The following is a 17,188-nucleotide window of genomic DNA, read 5'->3' on the forward strand; positions in this document are numbered from 1 at the left end:
CGGTTTATAATCGTCCGCTAGACATAGAACAGCAACCCGCGCCGGACGAATCACGCAGCATCGATTGCAGCGCCCGCCAGTCCGGCACACACAGGGCCGGACGACATGGAAGCGAAACCTCCCCGCCGCACCCGCGAACGGATTCTCGAGTTGTCGTTGAAACTCTTCAACGAGATCGGCGAGCCGAACGTCACGACCACGACGATCGCCGAGGAAATGGAAATCAGTCCAGGCAACCTGTACTACCATTTCCGCAACAAGGACGACATCATCAACAGCATCTTCGCGCAGTTCGAGCAGCAGATCGAACGGCGGCTGCGCTTCCCCGAAGATCATCGTCCGACGATCGACGAAACCTGGTCGTATCTGCAGTACATGGCCGATTTCATGTGGACCTACCGGTTCCTGTATCGCGACCTCAACGACCTGCTCGCCCGCAACCGCACGCTCGAGACGCACTTCAAGCAGATCATCAGTCACAAGGTGCGCTTCGCGCACGACATGTGCGAGCTGCTCGTGTCCGACGCGGAGATGGTCGCGACGCCCGCCGAGATCGAGGTCATCGCGACCAACATGGCTGTCATCTCGACGTACTGGCTGTCGTATCAGTACGTGATGCATCCGCGCAAGTACAACGACCAGGACGCGATCCGCGAGGAACTGCACCAGGTCAGCATGCACGTGATCTCCGTGATGGCGCCGTACCTGCGCGGGCGTTCGCGCCAGCTGTTCGACGATCTGGTCTCCGGCAAGCTGCCCAAGCGCCAGTTCACCGACTACCTGCCGCCGCGCGACGGTTCGCCGCGCCCCGCCGGCGGGCCGGTCACCGTCGGGCAGGCCCCCGCGAAGGACGCCAAGCAATGAAGGCTGTGTGCGTTTATTGCGGCTCGTCGTCAGGCGTGCGGCCCGTCTATGCCGACGCCGCGCGCGCGTTCGGCCGTGCGCTCGTCGATGCGGGCCTCACGCTCGTCTACGGCGGCGGCCGGGTCGGCCTGATGGGCGTGATCGCCGACGAAGTGATGGCGGCCGGCGGCCATGCGGTCGGCGTGATCCCCGAACTGCTCGTCGACAAGGAAGTCGGCCATACGGGGCTGTCGGAACTGCACGTGGTGCCCGACATGCACCACCGCAAGAAAATGATGGCCGACCTCGCCGACGCGTTCGTCGCGATGCCCGGCGGCGCCGGCACGCTCGAGGAGTTCTTCGAGGTCTACACGTGGGCGCAGCTCGGTTATCACCGCAAGCCCGTCGCGCTCTACAACATCGATTCGTTCTACGATCCGCTGATCACGTTGCTGCGCCATACGGTCGACGAGGGTTTCATGCGCCCGACCTATTTCGACGCGCTGTGCGTCGACTCGAAGCCTGTCGAACTGATCGAGCAGTTGCGTCGCTACGAGCCGCCCGCCAGCGACAAGTGGGCGCCCGACGCGGCAAAGTAACCCTCACCGGAAACCGCACGCGATGACCGCACCGTCCGACCGCAAGGCCGTCCTCATCACCGGCGCGAGCCGTGGCATCGGCCGCGCGACCGCCGTGCTCGCGGCCGAACGCGGCTGGGACGTCGGCATCAACTACGCGCGCGACGCGGCGGCGGCCGAACTCACCGCGCAAGCCGTCCGCGACGCGGGCGGCCGTGCGTGCGTGGTCGCGGGCGACGTCGCGAACGAGGCCGACGTCGTCGCGATGTTCGACGGTGTCACCGCCGCATTCGGACGCCTCGACGCGCTCGTCAACAACGCGGGCATCGTCGCGCCGTCAATGCCGCTCGCCGACATGCCGGCCGACCGGCTGCGGCGGATGTTCGACACCAACGTGCTCGGCGCATACCTGTGCGCGCGCGAAGCCGCGCGCCGGTTGTCCACCGACCGTGGCGGCCGCGGCGGCGCGATCGTCAACGTGTCGTCGATCGCGTCCCGGCTCGGCTCGCCGAACGAATACGTCGACTACGCGGGCTCGAAAGGCGCGGTCGACTCGCTGACGATCGGTCTTGCGAAGGAGCTCGGCCCGCACGGCGTGCGCGTCAACGCGGTGCGCCCCGGCCTGATCGAGACTGAAATCCACGCAAGCGGCGGCCAGCCGGGCCGTGCGGCCCGCCTCGGCGTGCAGACGCCGCTCGGCCGTGCAGGCGAAGCGCACGAGATCGCCGAAGCGATCGTCTGGCTGCTGGGCGACGCGGCATCCTACACGACGGGCGCCCTGCTCGACGTCGGCGGCGGCCGCTAAACCCGCATTCGCGGTACATAAAAATCGCCGCCTGAAACGATCTGTCGTCACGACACCACAAATCTCCACAATTTTGTGACAGTTTCAGTAAACACCCGTAACAATTCCGTGTTCTACTAGCGGACATTCAGACAGGTGTCATCCAAGCCTGTCCGCCGCCCCCTGATGTGGCCCTTATCGGTCCTGCCCATGCCGCCGGACCGGCTCGACTCGACCCGAGATCCTTTCCATGCCTGGAACCGCAGCGCCCAGCCGGCGACGCACGTCTGTGCCCGCTCCGGCCCAGCACACCCGCTCGACCGCCGACGCCAACCTCACCGCGACACTGGACGCCGCCGGCACGCCCGTCGTGGCTGCGACGGCCGCGACCAGCGCCACGAGTGGCCGCTCGCTGCTGCTCGGCTGGCGGGCCTGGCTGCTCGTCGCCGCACTGGTCTGCGCGTATGTGCTGCCGGGCGTGCTCGGCCACGATCCGTGGAAACAGGACGAAACCTACACGTTCGGCATCATCCAGCACATGCTCGAGACCGGCGATTTCGTCGTGCCGACCAATGCCGGCCTGCCGTTCATGGAAAAGCCGCCGCTTTACGCATGGGTGGCGACCAGCCTCGCATGGCTGCTGCAGCGCGTGATGCCGCTGCACGACGCGGCACGGCTCGCAAGCGCGCTGTTCGCGGCGCTCGCATTCGGCTTCATCGCGCGCGCCGCGCGCGTGGCCAGCCGCGCGGACAGCTGGTTCGACCTGCGCGTGATCGGCCCCGTCGTGCTGAGCGCAGGCACGCTCGTCGTCATCAAGCACATGCACGACATGATGACGGACGTCGCGCTGTTCGCCGGCACGGCAATGGGCTTCTGCGGGCTGCTCGAACTCGTGATGCAGCACGTCGCGCGCGCGCAGCAGATGCGGCACGGACTGCCGGTCCGGCCGTCGGGTCGCTGGGCCGCGCCGATCTTCGGCGCGGGCGTCGGCATCGCGCTGATGACGAAGGGGCTGTTCGTGCCGCTCGTGTTCGCGGCCACGCTCATGGGCACGCTGGTGCTCTACCCGGCCTGCCGCACCCGCGCGTTCGCGCGCTCGCTCGGCATTGCCGCGCTCGTATTCGCGCCGTTCGCGCTGATCTGGCCGACCGCGCTGTTCCTGCGCTCCGAAACGCTGTTCATGACGTGGTTCTGGGATAACAACGTCGGACGCTTCTTCGGCTTCTCCGTCCCGGAACTGGGCGCAGAAAACGACAAGCCGTTCTTCATCCTGCGCGCATTCCTGCTCGTCGGCTTCCCGGTCGCGCCGCTCGCGATCGTCGCACTCGCGCGCGGTGCCTGGCGCGACTGGCGCACGCCGCGCATCGCGCTGCCCGTGCTGTTCACCGGCATCGGGCTCGCGGTACTGCAAGTGTCCGCGACGTCGCGCCAGCTCTACATCCTGCCGTTCTTCGCGCCGCTCGCGCTGGTCGCCGCACAGGCGATCGAACGCCTGCCGCGCCAGCTGCATCTCGCATGGGATTACCTGAGCCGCATCCTGTTCGGCACCACCGCCGCACTCGCATGGGCGATCTGGGCGGTGATGGCCGACCCGGCCGCGTCGCGCGCGGATCTCGCACCGCTCGGCCGCTGGCTGCCGCTCGACTGGACGATGCCGATCGAGCCCGCGCTCGTGACCGGTGCGCTCGCGCTGACGATCGGCTGGCTGACGCTGCTGCCGAAGCTGCGCACGACGGGCCGCTGGCGCGGTGCGCTGTCGTGGGGTGCCGGCGCACTCGTCGCATGGGGGCTCGTCTATACGCTGCTGCTGCCGTGGCTCGATATCGCGAAGAGCTACCGCTCGGTGTTCGACGACCTGAACGCGCATCTCGCGCTCGAATGGAACGACGGCGACTGCATGGCGAGCCTGCACGGGCTCGGCGAATCGGAAGCGCCGATGCTGTACTACTTCTCCGGCATCCAGCACACGCCGATCGACAACGCGCGGACGACGCGCTGTACCTGGATGATTGTCCAGGGTGTGCGGGCCGTCGATCCGGCGCCCGGCAGCGAATGGAAACTGTTCTGGACCGGCGCCCGCCCGGGCGACAACGAGGAACTGCTGCGCGTCTACGTACGCACGCCCGAACAGCATTTGCAGTGACGCAGGACGGCGCGCCGCGCCGTCGTGCCTGGCTTGATGTGCGGCAGCGGTCGGGATCGGCCGCCTGAGCGCAACCGTCTCGCATCTTCCGTTGACCGCCACGGCGCCCGCACGACTCCGCGGGTGTGCCACTTCTCCTCAGCGGGCAGCCGCCCGACCGCTCAAAACGACGAACCCGGTTCGCGCAGGAACGCCGTCTCCTCATCGGTCGACGCGCGGCCGAGAATCGCGTTCCGGTGCGGGAAGCGGCCGAAGCGCTCGACGACGGCCGCATGCCGCAACGCGAAGCGGTGATAACTCTCGCACCCTGCCTCGTCGCGAATGCCCGCGCACAGGCGCACGGCCTCGCGCTGGCTCTCGACCGACTCGTCGTGCTCGAACGGCAGATACGCGAATGCGCGGTGATGCCCGCTCGGCAACTGCGCATCCCACCCGGCCGCGACGACGCGGCGCGCGAGCGCGAGCGCCCTCGGATCGGCGGCAAACGCGCGCGGCGTGCCGCGATGGATGTTGCGCGAGAACTGGTCGAGCACGACGATCAGCGCCAGCGCCCCCGACGGCGAGCCGGCCCAGTGATCGCATGCGCCGTCGCACGCGGCGTCGAGCAACGCGCCGTAGCGCGTGCGCAGCACATCGTCGAACGCCGCGCCGCCGTTGAACCAGATCTTGCGTTCCTGCCCGAACTCGGCCGAACCCGGTTCGCCGAACCAGAAATCCAGAATTTCCGCCGCTTGCGAATCCAGCGACGCCGCGCCCGCCGTGCCGGTGCCGATCGTCATGCAAACTCCAGTACGAGGCGCCGAGTCCGCGCGCTCTTCTTTTCAAGTTTCGCGACCCGCAGCCCGCCGATTTCCGACGTGTTGCGCACATGCGTGCCGCCGCACGGCTGCAGGTCGACATTCTCGATGCGCAGCAGCCGCACGCGGCCGAGGCCCATCGGCGGCTTCACGCTCATCGTACGCACGAGTTCGGGCCGCTCGGCCATCTCGTCGTCGGTGATCCATTCGGTCGTGACCGGATGTGCGCCGACGACCAGACCGGCAAGGCGCCGCTCGACGTCGTCGCGGTCGATCGCTTCGGACGTCGCGAAATCGAGCCGCACATAGTCGGCCGTCACGCTGCAGCCGTCGACCGCGTACGGCAGCACCGCGCACATCAGGTGCGCGGCCGTATGCAGGCGCATGTGCCGGTAGCGGCGCAGCCAGTCGATCGTCGCGACCACGCGCGTGCCGGGCTCGAGCGCGGCGACGCGCGCCTCCTGCCCCGGCGCCGGCACGTGCACGGCGTCGTCGGGCGTCGCGCCGTCGAACTTTGCCTTGCGCGTATCGGCAATGTCGATCGTGCTGCCGTCGGGCAGCGTCAGCGTGCCGGTGTCGCCGGCCTGACCGCCGCCGAGCGGATAGAACACGGTGCGGTCGAGCCGGATGCCGTCGTCGCCGACGGCCTGAACGATCGCATCGCATTGCGTGAGGTACGCGTCTTCGCGAAACAGCGCTTGTGTCGTCATCGGGCGAGCCTCGTATCGATGGGGGAAACGATCAGTGTCGCGCCGCGCGGCGTGCGCGCCCAGACGCAGATCGTCCCGCGCGTGGGCAGCGGCGTACCGGTCGATCAACCGGGCCGGTTGCGCATCCAGTCGGCCGTTTCGTAAAACGAATGCATGAGCCGCTCGCGCAACGGCTCGGGCAGCCCGATATCCTCCATTGCCCACGCCATGCAGCGCAGCCACTGGTCGCGCTCGACCGACGCGATCGGGAACGGCAGGTGCCGCGCGCGCAGCCGCGGATGGCCGAACCGGCTGATGTAGTGGTCGGGGCCGCCGAGCCAGCCGCACAGGAACCAGAACAGCTTGTCGCGCGAACCGTCGAGCGAGGCCGGGTGCACCGCGCGAATCTGCGCGAACTCGGGCTCGAGGTCCATCAGGTCGTAGAAGCGGTCCACCATTTCGCGCACGCGGGCTTCGCCGCCCACGAGTTCGAACGCCGTCGGTTGCGACGGCGCATCGTCATTCACATCGGTCATACGGATAGTCGGAAAACAGGATCTTCGGGGCCGCCAGCGACGCTCATGCGTCGCGCAGCGACTGCAGCGCGGGGCGCCGCAACACATTATGCAGGCTCAGCCAGCCGGCCGCACCGGCGCATGCGACGCCAGCCACGATGCCGGCCGGCACGAGCCACGGATCGACGGCCAGCTGGAAGTCGAATACGCGCGACGCCAGCACCCAGCCGACCGCGATCGCGCCCGCCGACGCCAGCACGCCGGCCAGTGCGCCGACCACGACGAATTCCGCGCGCTGCACCGCGTTGACCTGCGCACGCGACGCGCCGAGCGCGCGCAGCAGCGCGGCCTCGCCCACCCGCTCGTCGCGCGAGCCGGCGAGCGCCGTGTACAGCACGAGCACGCCGGCCGCGAGCGTGAACAGAAACAGGAACTGCACCGCGCCGACCACCTGCAGCATCATCCGCTGCAACTGCGCGAGGATCGGCGCGACGTCGATCGCGGTCAGGTTCGGGTAGCGCGCGATCAGCGGATCGAGCAGCGCGGCATCCGATGCCGGTAGATGGAAGCTCGTGAGGTAGACGGCCGGGAAATCCTTCAGCGCCGCCGGCGGCATCAGCACGAAAAAGTTGACGCGGAACGTACCCCAGTCGAGCTTGCGCACGCTCGTGATCGGCGCGTCGACCGTCAGCCCCGTCACGTCGAAGCGCAGCACGTCGCCCGGTTTCACGTTCAGCGTCTTCGCCAGGCCGGCCTCGATCGAGATCTGCGGTGTGGCGGCAGTGCCGAACCAGTCGCCTTCGACGATCCGGTTGTCGGACGGCAACTCGGTCGTGTACGACAGGTTGAACTCGCGGTCGACGAGCCGGCGCGCCTCGTCGGACGGGTAGGCGTCCGGATTCACCGGCTTGCCGTTGATCGCGACGAGGCGGCCGCGCACCATCGGCGCGAGCACCGCGTCGCGCACGCCGTGCGCGGTCAGATAGGCCGCGACGTCGTTGCGCTGGTCGGGCTGGATGTCGATCAGGAACTGGTTCGGCGCATCGGGCGGTGTCGATTGCCGCCAGCCCGCGACGAGGTCGTTGCGCGTGATCGCGATCAGCAGCAGACACATCAGGCCAAGCGCCAGCGCGGTGATCTGCAGCGCGCTGGAGGTGCCGCGCCGGTGCAGCGACGCGAGCGCGTAGCGCCAGCCGACGCCCGCCGCCACGCGCGCGTTGCGCACCGCGCGCGCGGCCGCGAACAGCACGAGCCGAGCGATCAGCGCGAAACCGACCAGCGCACCGGCGAAGCCGCCCGCGACGATCAGGCCGAGCTTCAAGTTGCCGGCCGCGACGATCAGCAGCCCCGCGAACAGCACGACGCCGATCGCATACGCGGCCCACGCGGTGCGCGACGCATCGCCCCACTCACGCCGCAGCACGCGTACCGGCGGCACGCGCGTGAGCGGCACGAGCGGCGGCAGCGCGAAGCCGAGCAGCAGCACGAGTGCGGCGGCCACGCCGATGAGCGCCGGCCACAGCGTGGGCGGCGGCAGTGCGACCTCGATCAGCCCGCCGAGCGCGGTCAGCAACGCCCAGTGGCCGCCGTAGCCGAGCGCCGCGCCCACGGCGCCCGCCACGACCCCGATGCCGACGAATTCGAGCGCGAACAGCGCGCCGAGCGTGCGGCGGCTCACGCCGAGGCAGCGCATCGTCGCGCAGCCATCGAGATGGCGCCGCATGTAGCGCTGCGCGGCCATCGCGATCGCGACCGCCGCGAGCAGCGCGGTCAGCAGCGCGACGAGCGTCAGGAAACGGCGCGCGCGATCGAGCGTCTGCCGCACTTGCGGCTGGCCTTCCTGCAACGACTCGAGCCCGACTCCACGCAGCTTCCCGCCGTCGACGCGCGCGTGCGCATACGTTTCGAAGCGCGTGACGGCCTGCGCGTCGCCGGCGACCAGCAACCGGTACGTGACGCGGCTGCCATAGCCGGTGAGCCCGGTCGCGGCGAGTTCGTCCGCGCGCATCATCAGCCGCGGCGAAAAATTGACGAACGAAAAACCGCGATCGAGTTCGCGGGAAATCGACGCGGCGACCGTGAACGTGCGCAGCCCGACGCGCACCGTATCACCCGCCTTCAGGTGCAGCGCGTCGAGCAGCGCGGGATCGGCCCAGACGGTGCCGGGCGCCGGAATCGCGGCCGCCTTGTGCGCGACGGTGGCGCCGGCCGGCAGGATATCGACCGCGCCGCGCAGCGGATACCCGGGCGACACGGCCTTCACGGCAGCGAGGCGCGAGGGTGCCGCGTCGGTCGCCTGCCCGCCCGCGGCGGACGCGATCATGCTCGGGAAGATCGCGGTCGTTGCGGTCTGCAGGCCGAGCGCGCGGGCCTGCCGGTCGAACGACGGATCGACGGGGCGATCGGCGCGCACGACAAAATCGGCGCCGAGCATCTGGCGCGCGTCGCGCTCGAGCCCCTGCCGCAGCCGGTCGGCAAGAAAGCCGACGCTCGTCAGCGCCGCGACCGCGAGCACCAGCGCGAGCACGAGCAAGGTCAGCTCGCCCGCGCGCCAGTCGCGCGCGGTCATCCGCGCGGCCTGGCGGACCAGGTCGCGCAGGCCGAAGCGGCCGGCATGCGCGTGCATGTCAGGGCCGGGGTGCCCGGCCGGCGGCTGCGCCGCGTGTTGCGGCCCCTTCAATCGCGCTTCCCCCCGATCGAGTTAAGCCGCGACACCATGTGGTTCGCCATCCCGCGAAAACCGCCCGACACACCGCGCCACAGGCGCGGCAGCGCCCACGCCGAAGCGGCGATGAAGGCGGCAAGCAGCACGAGGAACGCGAGCGGAACGAAGAACGCGAGTACCAGCCCGCCGACCACGAGGCCATCCTCGGTCGACGACGCGACCCAGTTCGAAATCGGTTCGGGAGACAGGTTGATCAGCGCGCGCGTACCGGCCTTCGCCACGTGCGCGGCACCGGCAAGCGAGCCGCCGGCGAGCCCCGCGACCGCCAGCACGGTCGGATCGGCATGGCCGAGCGCGCCGGCCGCGAGCACGGCACCGGCCGGGATGCGGATGAAGGTGTGCACGGCATCCCACAGCGAGTCGAACGCGGGGATCTTGTCGGCAAGAAATTCGGTGAGGGCAAGCACAGCCGCGGCGCCGATGACCCACGGCGACATCAGGACGGCAAGCGTGTCGGGCAGATGGAGCCAGCCGACCCGCGCCAGCACGCCGGCGATCAGCACCGTCAGGTACAGGCGCAGCCCGCTCGCCCACGCGAGCCCCGCGCCGAGCGAAATGGCTTCGATCATGGCCCTCTCCTTGCACTTTCCGTGCGATTTGCCGATTGATCGGATCGGGTCGGTCTGACCGGCCGCGCGGCGCGTGGCGACCGGCACCGCGTGCCGCGAACGGCGCATCGGCATTCAGGCCCGAATGCGTTCCATTATAGACAGGCTATCCGGGCGACCGGCGCAATTCCGCAGCGCGGCCCCCGGGTGCTCGCGCGCCCGGGGGCCGGCATCAGGCGGCCGACGACAGCTTGAGGCCGATCAGCCCCGCGACGATCAACGCAGCGCTCGCGACGCGCGCGGCGGTCAGCGCCTCGCCCATCATCACGATGCCGAACACGAATGCGCCGACCGCGCCGATGCCCGTCCACACCGCGTACGCGGTGCCGAGCGGCAACTGGCGCATCGCGACCGCGAGCAGCCCGAAGCTGGCCAGCGCGGTGACGATCGTAAACACCGACGGACCGAGCTTCGTGAAGCCGTCCGACGATTTCATGCCGGCCGCCCAGGCCACTTCCAGCAAACCGGCAATCAACAACAATACCCACGCCATCTCGACGTACTCCGTATCGGATGGGGTCGTCCCCGTTGAAGCGAATGACCCGGGGTCGTCCCCGGGCGGCGCCGAGTATAACAAGATGCTTACGGACACGCCGGGCGCGGCGCACGGCCGGCGGCCGATCCGGGGCAGGATCGGCCGGGCCCGCTCAAAACGACGTCAGTTCGACACGCGCTTCGGCGCGGCGCCGCCGACGCAGCGGTCGTCGCGGTACAGCGTCCACTCCTCGCACACGCGGCCATCCTTGAACATGCACATCCCGACTTGCCCGCGCGGCAGGCTGCGGATCACGTGGCGACCGCCGAGTTTCTCGCAGTTGACCGACGCGGGATTGGCCAGCGCCGCCTGACCGGGCGGCTGTTGCCCCGGCGGCAGCGGTTGGGCGAACGCGCCGGGCGCAGCAAGCGCCAGCGCACAGATGACGGTCAGACGGACGGACATTGCACGCTCCTTGTTTTTGTTCGCTGAGCGGTCAGCATAACGGGGAATCCGCGGCCGGTGTGCACGGCGGGCGTCGGTCGCGAGACTGTCGCGTCGCCGCAACCCCGCCGGCGCGTGGCGTCACGCCCGCATGCGCTGCTGGCGCCGGGCGCTGCCCGTCACGCGGCGCCGACGAGCCGGTAGCCGACGCCCGTCTCGGTGACGATGTACTCGGGCTGCGCCGGATCGCGCTCGAGCTTCTGGCGCAGGTGCGCCATGTAGATGCGCAGGTAATGATGGCTTTCGACGTGCGACGGCCCCCACACGTCGCGCAGCAACTGGCGGTGCGTGAGCACGCGCCCTGCGTGCCGCACGAGCGTCGCGAGCAGCCGGTATTCGAGCGGCGTCAGGTGCACGATCTCGTTGTCGCGCCACACCTGGCGCAGCGCGAGATCAACGATCACGGTGCCGAAGCTCACCTTCGGCGACTCGTTCGCGCCGCCCTGGTTGCGCCGGCGCAATTGCGCGCGGATCCGCGCGCGCAGTTCGGACACGCCGAACGGCTTGGTCAGGTAGTCGTCGGCGCCCGCGTCGAGCGCGGCGACCTTCTCTTCTTCCTGGGTTCGCGCGGACAGCACGATCACCGGCACCTCGGACCAGCCGCGCAGCTCGCGGATCACGTCGAGGCCGTCGGTATCGGGCAGGCCGAGGTCGACGATCACGAGATCGGGCTTGCGCGTCGCCGCGTCGATCAGCCCCTGTTTGCCCGTCTCGGCCTCGAACACGGCGATGTCCTCCTCTTCGAGCGCGGCGCGCACGAAACGGCGGATCTGCTTTTCGTCCTCGATCAGGACGACGGTCAGGCTGGGTTCACTCATGGTCTGGCAATGGCTCGGATGGGGACGATGCGCCCGGCACGTCGGCTTCGTCATCGGGTACGGCGGGTGCGGCCGGCGGCGTCTCGACCGGCAGCGTGAACCAGAAGCGCGCGCCCGTCACGTGGCCGTCGGGCGCGGTGCGGTTGAGCGCGCCGATTTTACCGCCGTGCGCCTCGACGATCGCGCGGCAGATCGCGAGGCCGAGCCCGATGCCCGGCGTCGCCGATTCCTTCTCGCCGCGCGTGAACTTGTCGAAGATTCGCGTTTCCATGCCGGCCGGCAGGCCCGGGCCGTGATCGTCGACGTGTACGCGCACGAACGGCAACCCGTCGTCGGTCATGCGCTCCGCGCCGATATCGATAGGCGTGTCGGGCGGCGTGTACTTCGCCGCGTTCTCGAACAGGTTGGTGAACAGGCGCTCCATCAGCACCGCGTCCATCTGCAGCAGCGGCAGGTCGGCCGGCAGCGTGACACGGGCGGGATGGCGCGCGAGCACGCGCTTGCACGCGGCGAGCGCGGCGCCGACGGCTTCCTCGAGCAGCGACCACTGGCGCTTCAGCTGCAGGCTGCCGGCCTGCAGCCGCGCCATGTCGAGCAGGTTCGTGACGATGCCCGTCATGCGCAGCGCCTCGTCGTGAATCGCGTCGACGAGCTCGCCCTCGCGCTGCGCGAACCGTTCGGCCGCCGCAACGTCGCCGCCCTGCGCGGCCGCACGCCCGTTCGCGAGCATCGACGAGAAGCCGACGATCGTCGTGAGCGGCGTGCGCAGGTCGTGCGAAATCGCCGACAGCAGCGAGTTGCGCAGTCGCTCGGACTCCATGTTGACGAGCGCGTCGCGCGCGATTTCAACGTAGTGCACACGTTCGAGCGCGAGCGCGATCTGCGCGGCGAATGCGTCGAGCATCCGCTGCTGCTCGGGCACCTCGAGTTCGCGCGGCTCGCGCGACGCGACCGCGAGCACGCCGCGCGTGCGCATCGGCGCCTTCAGCGGCAGGTACAGCGCGACCGTCGCGGGCAGCGTATCGGTGCCGCGGCCGGCCGGCTTCTGCTGGTCGTACACCCACTGGCCGACGTCGCTGTCGAGATCGGCGCCCGTCAGCGTGACGGCCGCATCGGGCTCCTCGATCTTCTGGCGCACCTTGTCCGCGCTGTCCGGCAGCAGGAACGCGACGCGCGCGCGGAACACCTCGCCCACGTGACGGCTGCCGATCTCGACGATCTGCTCGGTCGTCAGCGCCGCGCCCAGCTCGCGCGCCATCGCATAGATCGCGCCGGTGCGGCGCTCGCGGCGCTGCGCGACGCTCGCCTGGCGCGTCAGCGTCGACGTCAGGTGGCTGATCACGAGCGACGTCAGCAGCATGCCGAAGAAGGTCAGCAGGTACTGCGTGTCGCTGACCGAGAACGACATGCGCGGCGGCACGAAGAAGAAATCGAACGCGGCCACCGACAGGAACGACTGCAGCACGCCCGGGCCGCGCCCGAGCCGCACGGCCGAGAACACGACGCCGAGCAGGTACAGCATGACGAGGTTCGTGAGGTCGAGCCGCTCGGACACGAGGCTCGCGACGACCGTGATCGCCGCGCAGATCGCGGCCGCGTACGCATAGTGCCGCGGCGGCGAACGATGTGTGCCGAACTGCGCGAACGCGTCGCGCCAGTCGCGCGCACGCGGGTCGAGCGGCGCGGCGCGCGCCTCGTCGCTCGCGGACGCGCGGATCAGCATCAGATCGACGTCGCCCGCGCGCTCGGCGAGCTTCTCGCCGAACGGCCGCGCGAAGCGGCGCATCAGCCCGACCTTCGGCGAGCCGCCCGCGACGATCTTCGACACGTTGCGGACTTTCGCATAACCGATCAGCGCAGCGACCGCGTCGGTGCCGGCGAGCGTCGCCGTCTCGGCGCCCAGCTCGGCCGCGAGCTTCAGCGCGTCGAGCGTGCGCTGTCGCTGCGCATCGGGCAGCCGCTGCAGGCGCGGCGTTTCGACATACACGGCGATCCAGTCGGCCTTCAGGCTCGCGGCGAGCCGCGCGGCCGCGCGCACGAGCGTCGGCGCTTCGGCGCCGGGCCCGACGCACACGAGCAGCCGCTCGCGCGCCTGCCAAATGCGCTGGATCGAACGGTCGGCGCGGTATTCGCGCATCTGCGCGTCGACGCGATCGGCCGTGCGCCGCAGCGCCAATTCGCGCAGCGCGATCAGGTTGCCCTTGCGGAAGAAGTTGCGCACCGCGCGCTCGGCCTGCTGCGCGAGATAGACCTTGCCGTCGCGCATCCGCTCGAGCAGTTCCTCGGCCGGCAGGTCGACGAGCGTGACCTCGTCGGCCGCGTCGAACACGCGGTCCGGCACGGTCTCCCACACACGGATGCCGGTGATCGCGCCGACCACGTCGTTGAGGCTCTCGAGGTGCTGGACATTGACGGTCGTATAGACGTCGATACCCGCGTCGAGCAGTTCGTAGACGTCCTGCCAGCGCTTCAGGTGCCGTGCGCCCTGCACGTTCGAGTGCGCGAGTTCGTCGACGAGGATCAGTTGCGGCTGGCGGGCGAGCGCGCCGTCGAGATCGAATTCGGCGAGCGTGCGGCCGCGATAGTCGATGCGCGCGAGCGGCAGCACGTCGAGGCCGTCGAGCAACGCGGCGGTTTCGCTGCGGCCGTGGGTCTCGACGATGCCGACGACGACGTCGACGCCTTCCTGCAGGCGCTGGCGCGCGGCCTGCAGCATCGCGTAGGTCTTGCCGACACCGGCCGATGCGCCGAAGAAGATCTTGAGCTGGCCGCGCCGCTGCTTTTCTTCGTCTCGCTGCAGCTTGTCGAGGAGTTGGTCTGGGTCGGGACGGTTCATGCGTCAGGAAGGCGGAGCGCCCGGATGCGCGCGAGTACGAGCATTGTTGTTCCAAATCGCCGCAAAAGGCAAAGACGGCGCATGCGCCGTCGGAAAATACGCGTCCGGCGCGGGTCGAACCGCGCCGGACGCCGATCAGTGTGCGATCAGTGCGCGGCCTGCGCCGCGTCGAGCGCGAGGTTCAGCTTCAGCACGTTCACGCGCGGCTCGCCGAGCACGCCGAACTGGCGGCCCGTCGTGTTCGCGGCGACGATCTGCGCGACCGCATCGGGCGTCAGGTTGCGCACCTTCGCCACCCGATCGACCTGATACGCGGCGGCGGCCGGCGTGATCTCCGGATCGAGGCCGCTCGCCGACGCCGTCACGAGGTCGACCGGCACGGGCTTCGACATGTCGGTGCCCGCGTCGCGCAGCGCGGCGATGCGCCCCTTCACCTGGTCGGCGAGCGACGGGTTCAGCGGGCCGAGGTTCGAGCCGCCGGAGCCGGTCGCGTTGTACGGCATCGGCGACGTGGCCGACAGCCGGCCCCAGAAGTACTTCGGCGCATCGAACTGCTGGCCGATCAGCGCGGAGCCGACCGCCTTGCCATCCTTCTCGATCAGGCTGCCGTTCGCCTGCGACGGGAACACGGCCTGGCCGAACACGGTCATCACGGCCGGATACGCGAGCCCCGTCACCGCGGTAAGCACGACGAAGAGCACGACGAGCGGACGAATCAACGTTTTCATGATGTTTCCTTCAAGACCTCAGGCCCAGCCGAGTGCGGCGAGCGTCATGTCGATCAGCTTGATGAACGGGAACGGCAGCAGCACGCCGCCGAGGCCGTAGACCAGCAGGTTGCGGCGCAGCAGCGACGCGGCGCCGAGCGGCCGGTAGGTCACGCCCTTCAGCGCGAGCGGGATCAGCGCGACGATGATCAGCGCGTTGAAGATCACCGCCGACAGGATCGCCGACGCCGGCGACGTCAGGTGCATGATGTCGAGCACGCGCAGTTGCGGATAGGTGGTCACGAACGCGGCAGGGATGATCGCGAAGTACTTCGCGATGTCGTTCGCGATCGAGAACGTCGTCAGCGAGCCGCGCGTCATCAGCATCTGCTTGCCGATCTCGACGATCTCGATCAGCTTCGTCGGGTTCGAGTCGAGGTCGACCATGTTGCCCGCTTCCTTCGCGGCCTGCGTGCCCGTGTTCATCGCCACCGCGACGTCGGCCTGCGCGAGCGCCGGCGCGTCGTTGGTTCCGTCGCCCGTCATCGCAACAAGCCGGCCGGCCGCCTGGTGTTCGCGGATCGTCGCGAGCTTGGTTTCCGGCGTCGCTTCCGCGAGGAAATCGTCGACGCCTGCTTCCGCCGCGATCGCCGCCGCCGTCAGCCGGTTGTCGCCCGTCACCATCACGGTCTTGATGCCCATCTTGCGCAGTTCCGCGAAGCGCTCCTTGATGCCGCCCTTCACGATGTCCTTCAGCTCGATCACGCCGAGCACGCGTGCCGCCCCTTCATGCAGGTCGGCCACGACGAGCGGCGTGCTGCCGCGGCGCGCGACTTCGTCGACCGCGCGGCGCACTTCTTCCGGGAAGCGGCTGCCGTGCGTCTCGACGTAGCGGCGGATCGCGTCGGCCGCGCCCTTGCGAATTTCACGGCCCGGGAGATCGACGCCGCTCATCCGCGTCTGCGCGGAGAAGCCGATGAACGTCGCATGAAGCTGGGCCATGTCGCGCTGGCGAATGTTGAAGCGCTCCTTCGCGAGCACGACGATGCTGCGGCCTTCCGGCGTTTCGTCGGCGAGCGAGGACAGTTGCGCGGCGTCGGCCAGCGCTTCCTCGGTCACGCCCGGCGCGGGCACGAACATCGATGCCTGGCGGTTGCCGAGCGTGATCGTGCCGGTCTTGTCGAGCAGCAGCACGTCGACGTCGCCGGCCGCTTCCACCGCGCGGCCCGACGTCGCGATCACGTTCGCCTGCATCATCCGGCTCATCCCGGCCACGCCGATCGCGGACAACAAGCCGCCGATCGTCGTCGGGATCAGGCACACGAGCAGCGCGACGAGCGCGGTGATCGTCACCACATGGCCGGCCTTCATCGCTTCGACCGAGAACATCGAGAACGGCAGCAGCGTCGCGGTCGCGAGCAGCATCACGATGGTCAGCGCGACGAGCAGGATCGTCAGCGCGATTTCGTTCGGTGTCTTCTTGCGTTTCGCGCCTTCGACCATCGCGATCATCCGGTCGAGGAACGCCTCGCCGGGGTTCGCGGTGACCTTGACGACGATCCAGTCGGACAGCACGCGCGTGCCGCCCGTCACCGACGAGAAGTCGCCGCCCGATTCGCGGATCACCGGCGCGGATTCACCGGTGATCGCCGATTCGTCGACCGATGCGACGCCGTCGACGACCTCGCCGTCGGCCGGGATCACGTCGCCGGCCTCGACGAGCACGACGTCGCCCTTGCGCAGCTCGGTCGCGGTCGTGATGCGGATCGGCGACTTCGGATGCGGCTCGTTGAGCTTCTTCGCCATCACGTCTTTCTTCGCGCTGCGCAGCGATGCGGCCTGCGCCTTCGAGCGCCCTTCGGCGAGCGCTTCGGCGAAGTTCGCGAACAGCACCGTGAACCACAGCCACAGCGCGATCGCGAGGATGAAGCCCGACGGCGCCTCGGCCTGGCCGGAGAGCGCCGCGATCCACAGGATCGTGGTCAGGATGCTGCCGACGTACACGCAGAACATCACCGGGTTGCGGAACTGCGTGCGCGGCGTGAGTTTCTTGAACGAGTCCACGATCGCCGGGCGCAGCAGCGCCGGATCGAACATGGACCGTGTTGCGGAATGTTGAGTCATTGCGATCTCTTCAATCTCTTCAGTCTTTTCAATGTGTCGCCA

General features: G+C 69.3%; 15 protein-coding genes. 4 read left to right on the forward strand and 11 right to left on the reverse strand.

Annotated elements, in window-relative coordinates:
* The first annotated feature begins 105 nt into the window (after positions 1-105).
* The 4 genes from ACTRWB_RS33940 (at position 106) to ACTRWB_RS33955 (ending at position 4,348) form a co-directional block, all read left to right on the forward strand.
* A complete protein-coding gene (locus ACTRWB_RS33940) occupies positions 106-864 on the forward strand; it encodes a TetR/AcrR family transcriptional regulator (protein ID WP_048249327.1) in 759 nt (252 codons plus the stop codon).
* Complete coding sequence (locus ACTRWB_RS33945) at positions 861-1,442, forward strand: LOG family protein (RefSeq protein ID WP_446904454.1); 582 nt, start codon at positions 861-863, stop codon at positions 1,440-1,442. The genes ACTRWB_RS33940 and ACTRWB_RS33945 overlap by 4 nt, the downstream gene beginning before the upstream one ends.
* A 22-nt stretch (positions 1,443-1,464) precedes the next feature.
* Entirely contained in the window at positions 1,465-2,226 is a 762-nt protein-coding gene (locus ACTRWB_RS33950) for an SDR family oxidoreductase (RefSeq protein WP_129512623.1), read from the forward strand.
* 229 nt (positions 2,227-2,455) lie between these two features.
* The gene (locus ACTRWB_RS33955) at positions 2,456-4,348 is read left to right on the forward strand and encodes an ArnT family glycosyltransferase (RefSeq protein ID WP_446904455.1); all 1,893 of its coding nucleotides are present in this window, start codon (positions 2,456-2,458) and stop codon (positions 4,346-4,348) included.
* Positions 4,349-4,509: 161 nt separating this feature from the next.
* Here ACTRWB_RS33955 and ACTRWB_RS33960 read toward each other — a convergent pair whose 3' ends face one another.
* From ACTRWB_RS33960 to kdpB, 11 genes are all read right to left on the reverse strand, one after another.
* Positions 4,510-5,127 (reverse strand): DUF924 family protein, encoded by a 618-nt coding sequence (locus ACTRWB_RS33960; RefSeq protein ID WP_446904456.1) that lies wholly within the window; start codon positions 5,125-5,127, stop codon positions 4,510-4,512.
* Entirely contained in the window at positions 5,124-5,855 is a 732-nt protein-coding gene (locus tag ACTRWB_RS33965) for an alanyl-tRNA editing protein (protein WP_412023337.1), read from the reverse strand. Before ACTRWB_RS33965 ends, ACTRWB_RS33960 begins: the two co-directional genes overlap by 4 nt.
* A 104-nt stretch (positions 5,856-5,959) precedes the next feature.
* Positions 5,960-6,370, reverse strand: a complete 411-nt coding sequence (locus ACTRWB_RS33970; RefSeq protein ID WP_129512627.1) for a group II truncated hemoglobin — start codon at positions 6,368-6,370, stop codon at positions 5,960-5,962.
* A gap of 43 nt (positions 6,371-6,413) precedes the next feature.
* Entirely contained in the window at positions 6,414-8,975 is a 2,562-nt protein-coding gene (locus ACTRWB_RS33975; protein ID WP_446904457.1) for an ABC transporter permease, read from the reverse strand.
* Positions 8,976-9,025: 50 nt separating this feature from the next.
* Positions 9,026-9,643, reverse strand: coding sequence for a DUF4126 domain-containing protein (locus tag ACTRWB_RS33980; RefSeq protein ID WP_048249428.1), 618 nt, complete (start codon positions 9,641-9,643; stop codon positions 9,026-9,028).
* Between the two features lie 211 nt (positions 9,644-9,854).
* Positions 9,855-10,175, reverse strand: a complete 321-nt coding sequence (gene sugE, locus ACTRWB_RS33985; RefSeq protein WP_048249311.1) for a quaternary ammonium compound efflux SMR transporter SugE — start codon at positions 10,173-10,175, stop codon at positions 9,855-9,857.
* Between the two features lie 165 nt (positions 10,176-10,340).
* A complete protein-coding gene (locus ACTRWB_RS33990; RefSeq protein WP_129512628.1) occupies positions 10,341-10,622 on the reverse strand; it encodes a DUF333 domain-containing protein in 282 nt (93 codons plus the stop codon).
* A gap of 158 nt (positions 10,623-10,780) precedes the next feature.
* On the reverse strand, positions 10,781-11,479 hold the full coding sequence (gene kdpE / locus ACTRWB_RS33995; protein ID WP_048249307.1) for a two-component system response regulator KdpE: 699 nt from the start codon (positions 11,477-11,479) through the stop codon (positions 10,781-10,783).
* Entirely contained in the window at positions 11,472-14,315 is a 2,844-nt protein-coding gene (locus ACTRWB_RS34000; RefSeq protein WP_446904458.1) for a DUF4118 domain-containing protein, read from the reverse strand. The genes kdpE and ACTRWB_RS34000 overlap by 8 nt, the downstream gene beginning before the upstream one ends.
* 146 nt (positions 14,316-14,461) lie before the next feature.
* Entirely contained in the window at positions 14,462-15,043 is a 582-nt protein-coding gene (kdpC, locus tag ACTRWB_RS34005) for a potassium-transporting ATPase subunit KdpC (protein ID WP_048249304.1), read from the reverse strand.
* Positions 15,044-15,061: 18 nt separating this feature from the next.
* Positions 15,062-17,146, reverse strand: coding sequence for a potassium-transporting ATPase subunit KdpB (gene kdpB, locus ACTRWB_RS34010; protein ID WP_419684683.1), 2,085 nt, complete (start codon positions 17,144-17,146; stop codon positions 15,062-15,064).
* Positions 17,147-17,188: the final 42 nt, after the last annotated feature.

The organism is Burkholderia sp. YIM B11467 (genome assembly GCF_052952715.1).

Coding starts and splice junctions, on each gene's coding strand:
- ACTRWB_RS33940 (WP_048249327.1), top strand. CDS start 106: ATGGAAGCGAAACCTCCCCGCCGCACCCGCGAACGGATTCTCGAGTTG.
- ACTRWB_RS33945 (WP_446904454.1), top strand. CDS start 861: ATGAAGGCTGTGTGCGTTTATTGCGGCTCGTCGTCAGGCGTGCGGCCC.
- ACTRWB_RS33950 (WP_129512623.1), top strand. CDS start 1,465: ATGACCGCACCGTCCGACCGCAAGGCCGTCCTCATCACCGGCGCGAGC.
- ACTRWB_RS33955 (WP_446904455.1), top strand. CDS start 2,456: ATGCCTGGAACCGCAGCGCCCAGCCGGCGACGCACGTCTGTGCCCGCT.
- ACTRWB_RS33960 (WP_446904456.1), bottom strand. CDS start 5,127: ATGACGATCGGCACCGGCACGGCGGGCGCGGCGTCGCTGGATTCGCAA.
- ACTRWB_RS33965 (WP_412023337.1), bottom strand. CDS start 5,855: ATGACGACACAAGCGCTGTTTCGCGAAGACGCGTACCTCACGCAATGC.
- ACTRWB_RS33970 (WP_129512627.1), bottom strand. CDS start 6,370: ATGACCGATGTGAATGACGATGCGCCGTCGCAACCGACGGCGTTCGAA.
- ACTRWB_RS33975 (WP_446904457.1), bottom strand. CDS start 8,975: ATGCACGCGCATGCCGGCCGCTTCGGCCTGCGCGACCTGGTCCGCCAG.
- ACTRWB_RS33980 (WP_048249428.1), bottom strand. CDS start 9,643: ATGATCGAAGCCATTTCGCTCGGCGCGGGGCTCGCGTGGGCGAGCGGG.
- sugE (WP_048249311.1), bottom strand. CDS start 10,175: ATGGCGTGGGTATTGTTGTTGATTGCCGGTTTGCTGGAAGTGGCCTGG.
- ACTRWB_RS33990 (WP_129512628.1), bottom strand. CDS start 10,622: ATGTCCGTCCGTCTGACCGTCATCTGTGCGCTGGCGCTTGCTGCGCCC.
- kdpE (WP_048249307.1), bottom strand. CDS start 11,479: ATGAGTGAACCCAGCCTGACCGTCGTCCTGATCGAGGACGAAAAGCAG.
- ACTRWB_RS34000 (WP_446904458.1), bottom strand. CDS start 14,315: ATGAACCGTCCCGACCCAGACCAACTCCTCGACAAGCTGCAGCGAGAC.
- kdpC (WP_048249304.1), bottom strand. CDS start 15,043: ATGAAAACGTTGATTCGTCCGCTCGTCGTGCTCTTCGTCGTGCTTACC.
- kdpB (WP_419684683.1), bottom strand. CDS start 17,146: ATGACTCAACATTCCGCAACACGGTCCATGTTCGATCCGGCGCTGCTG.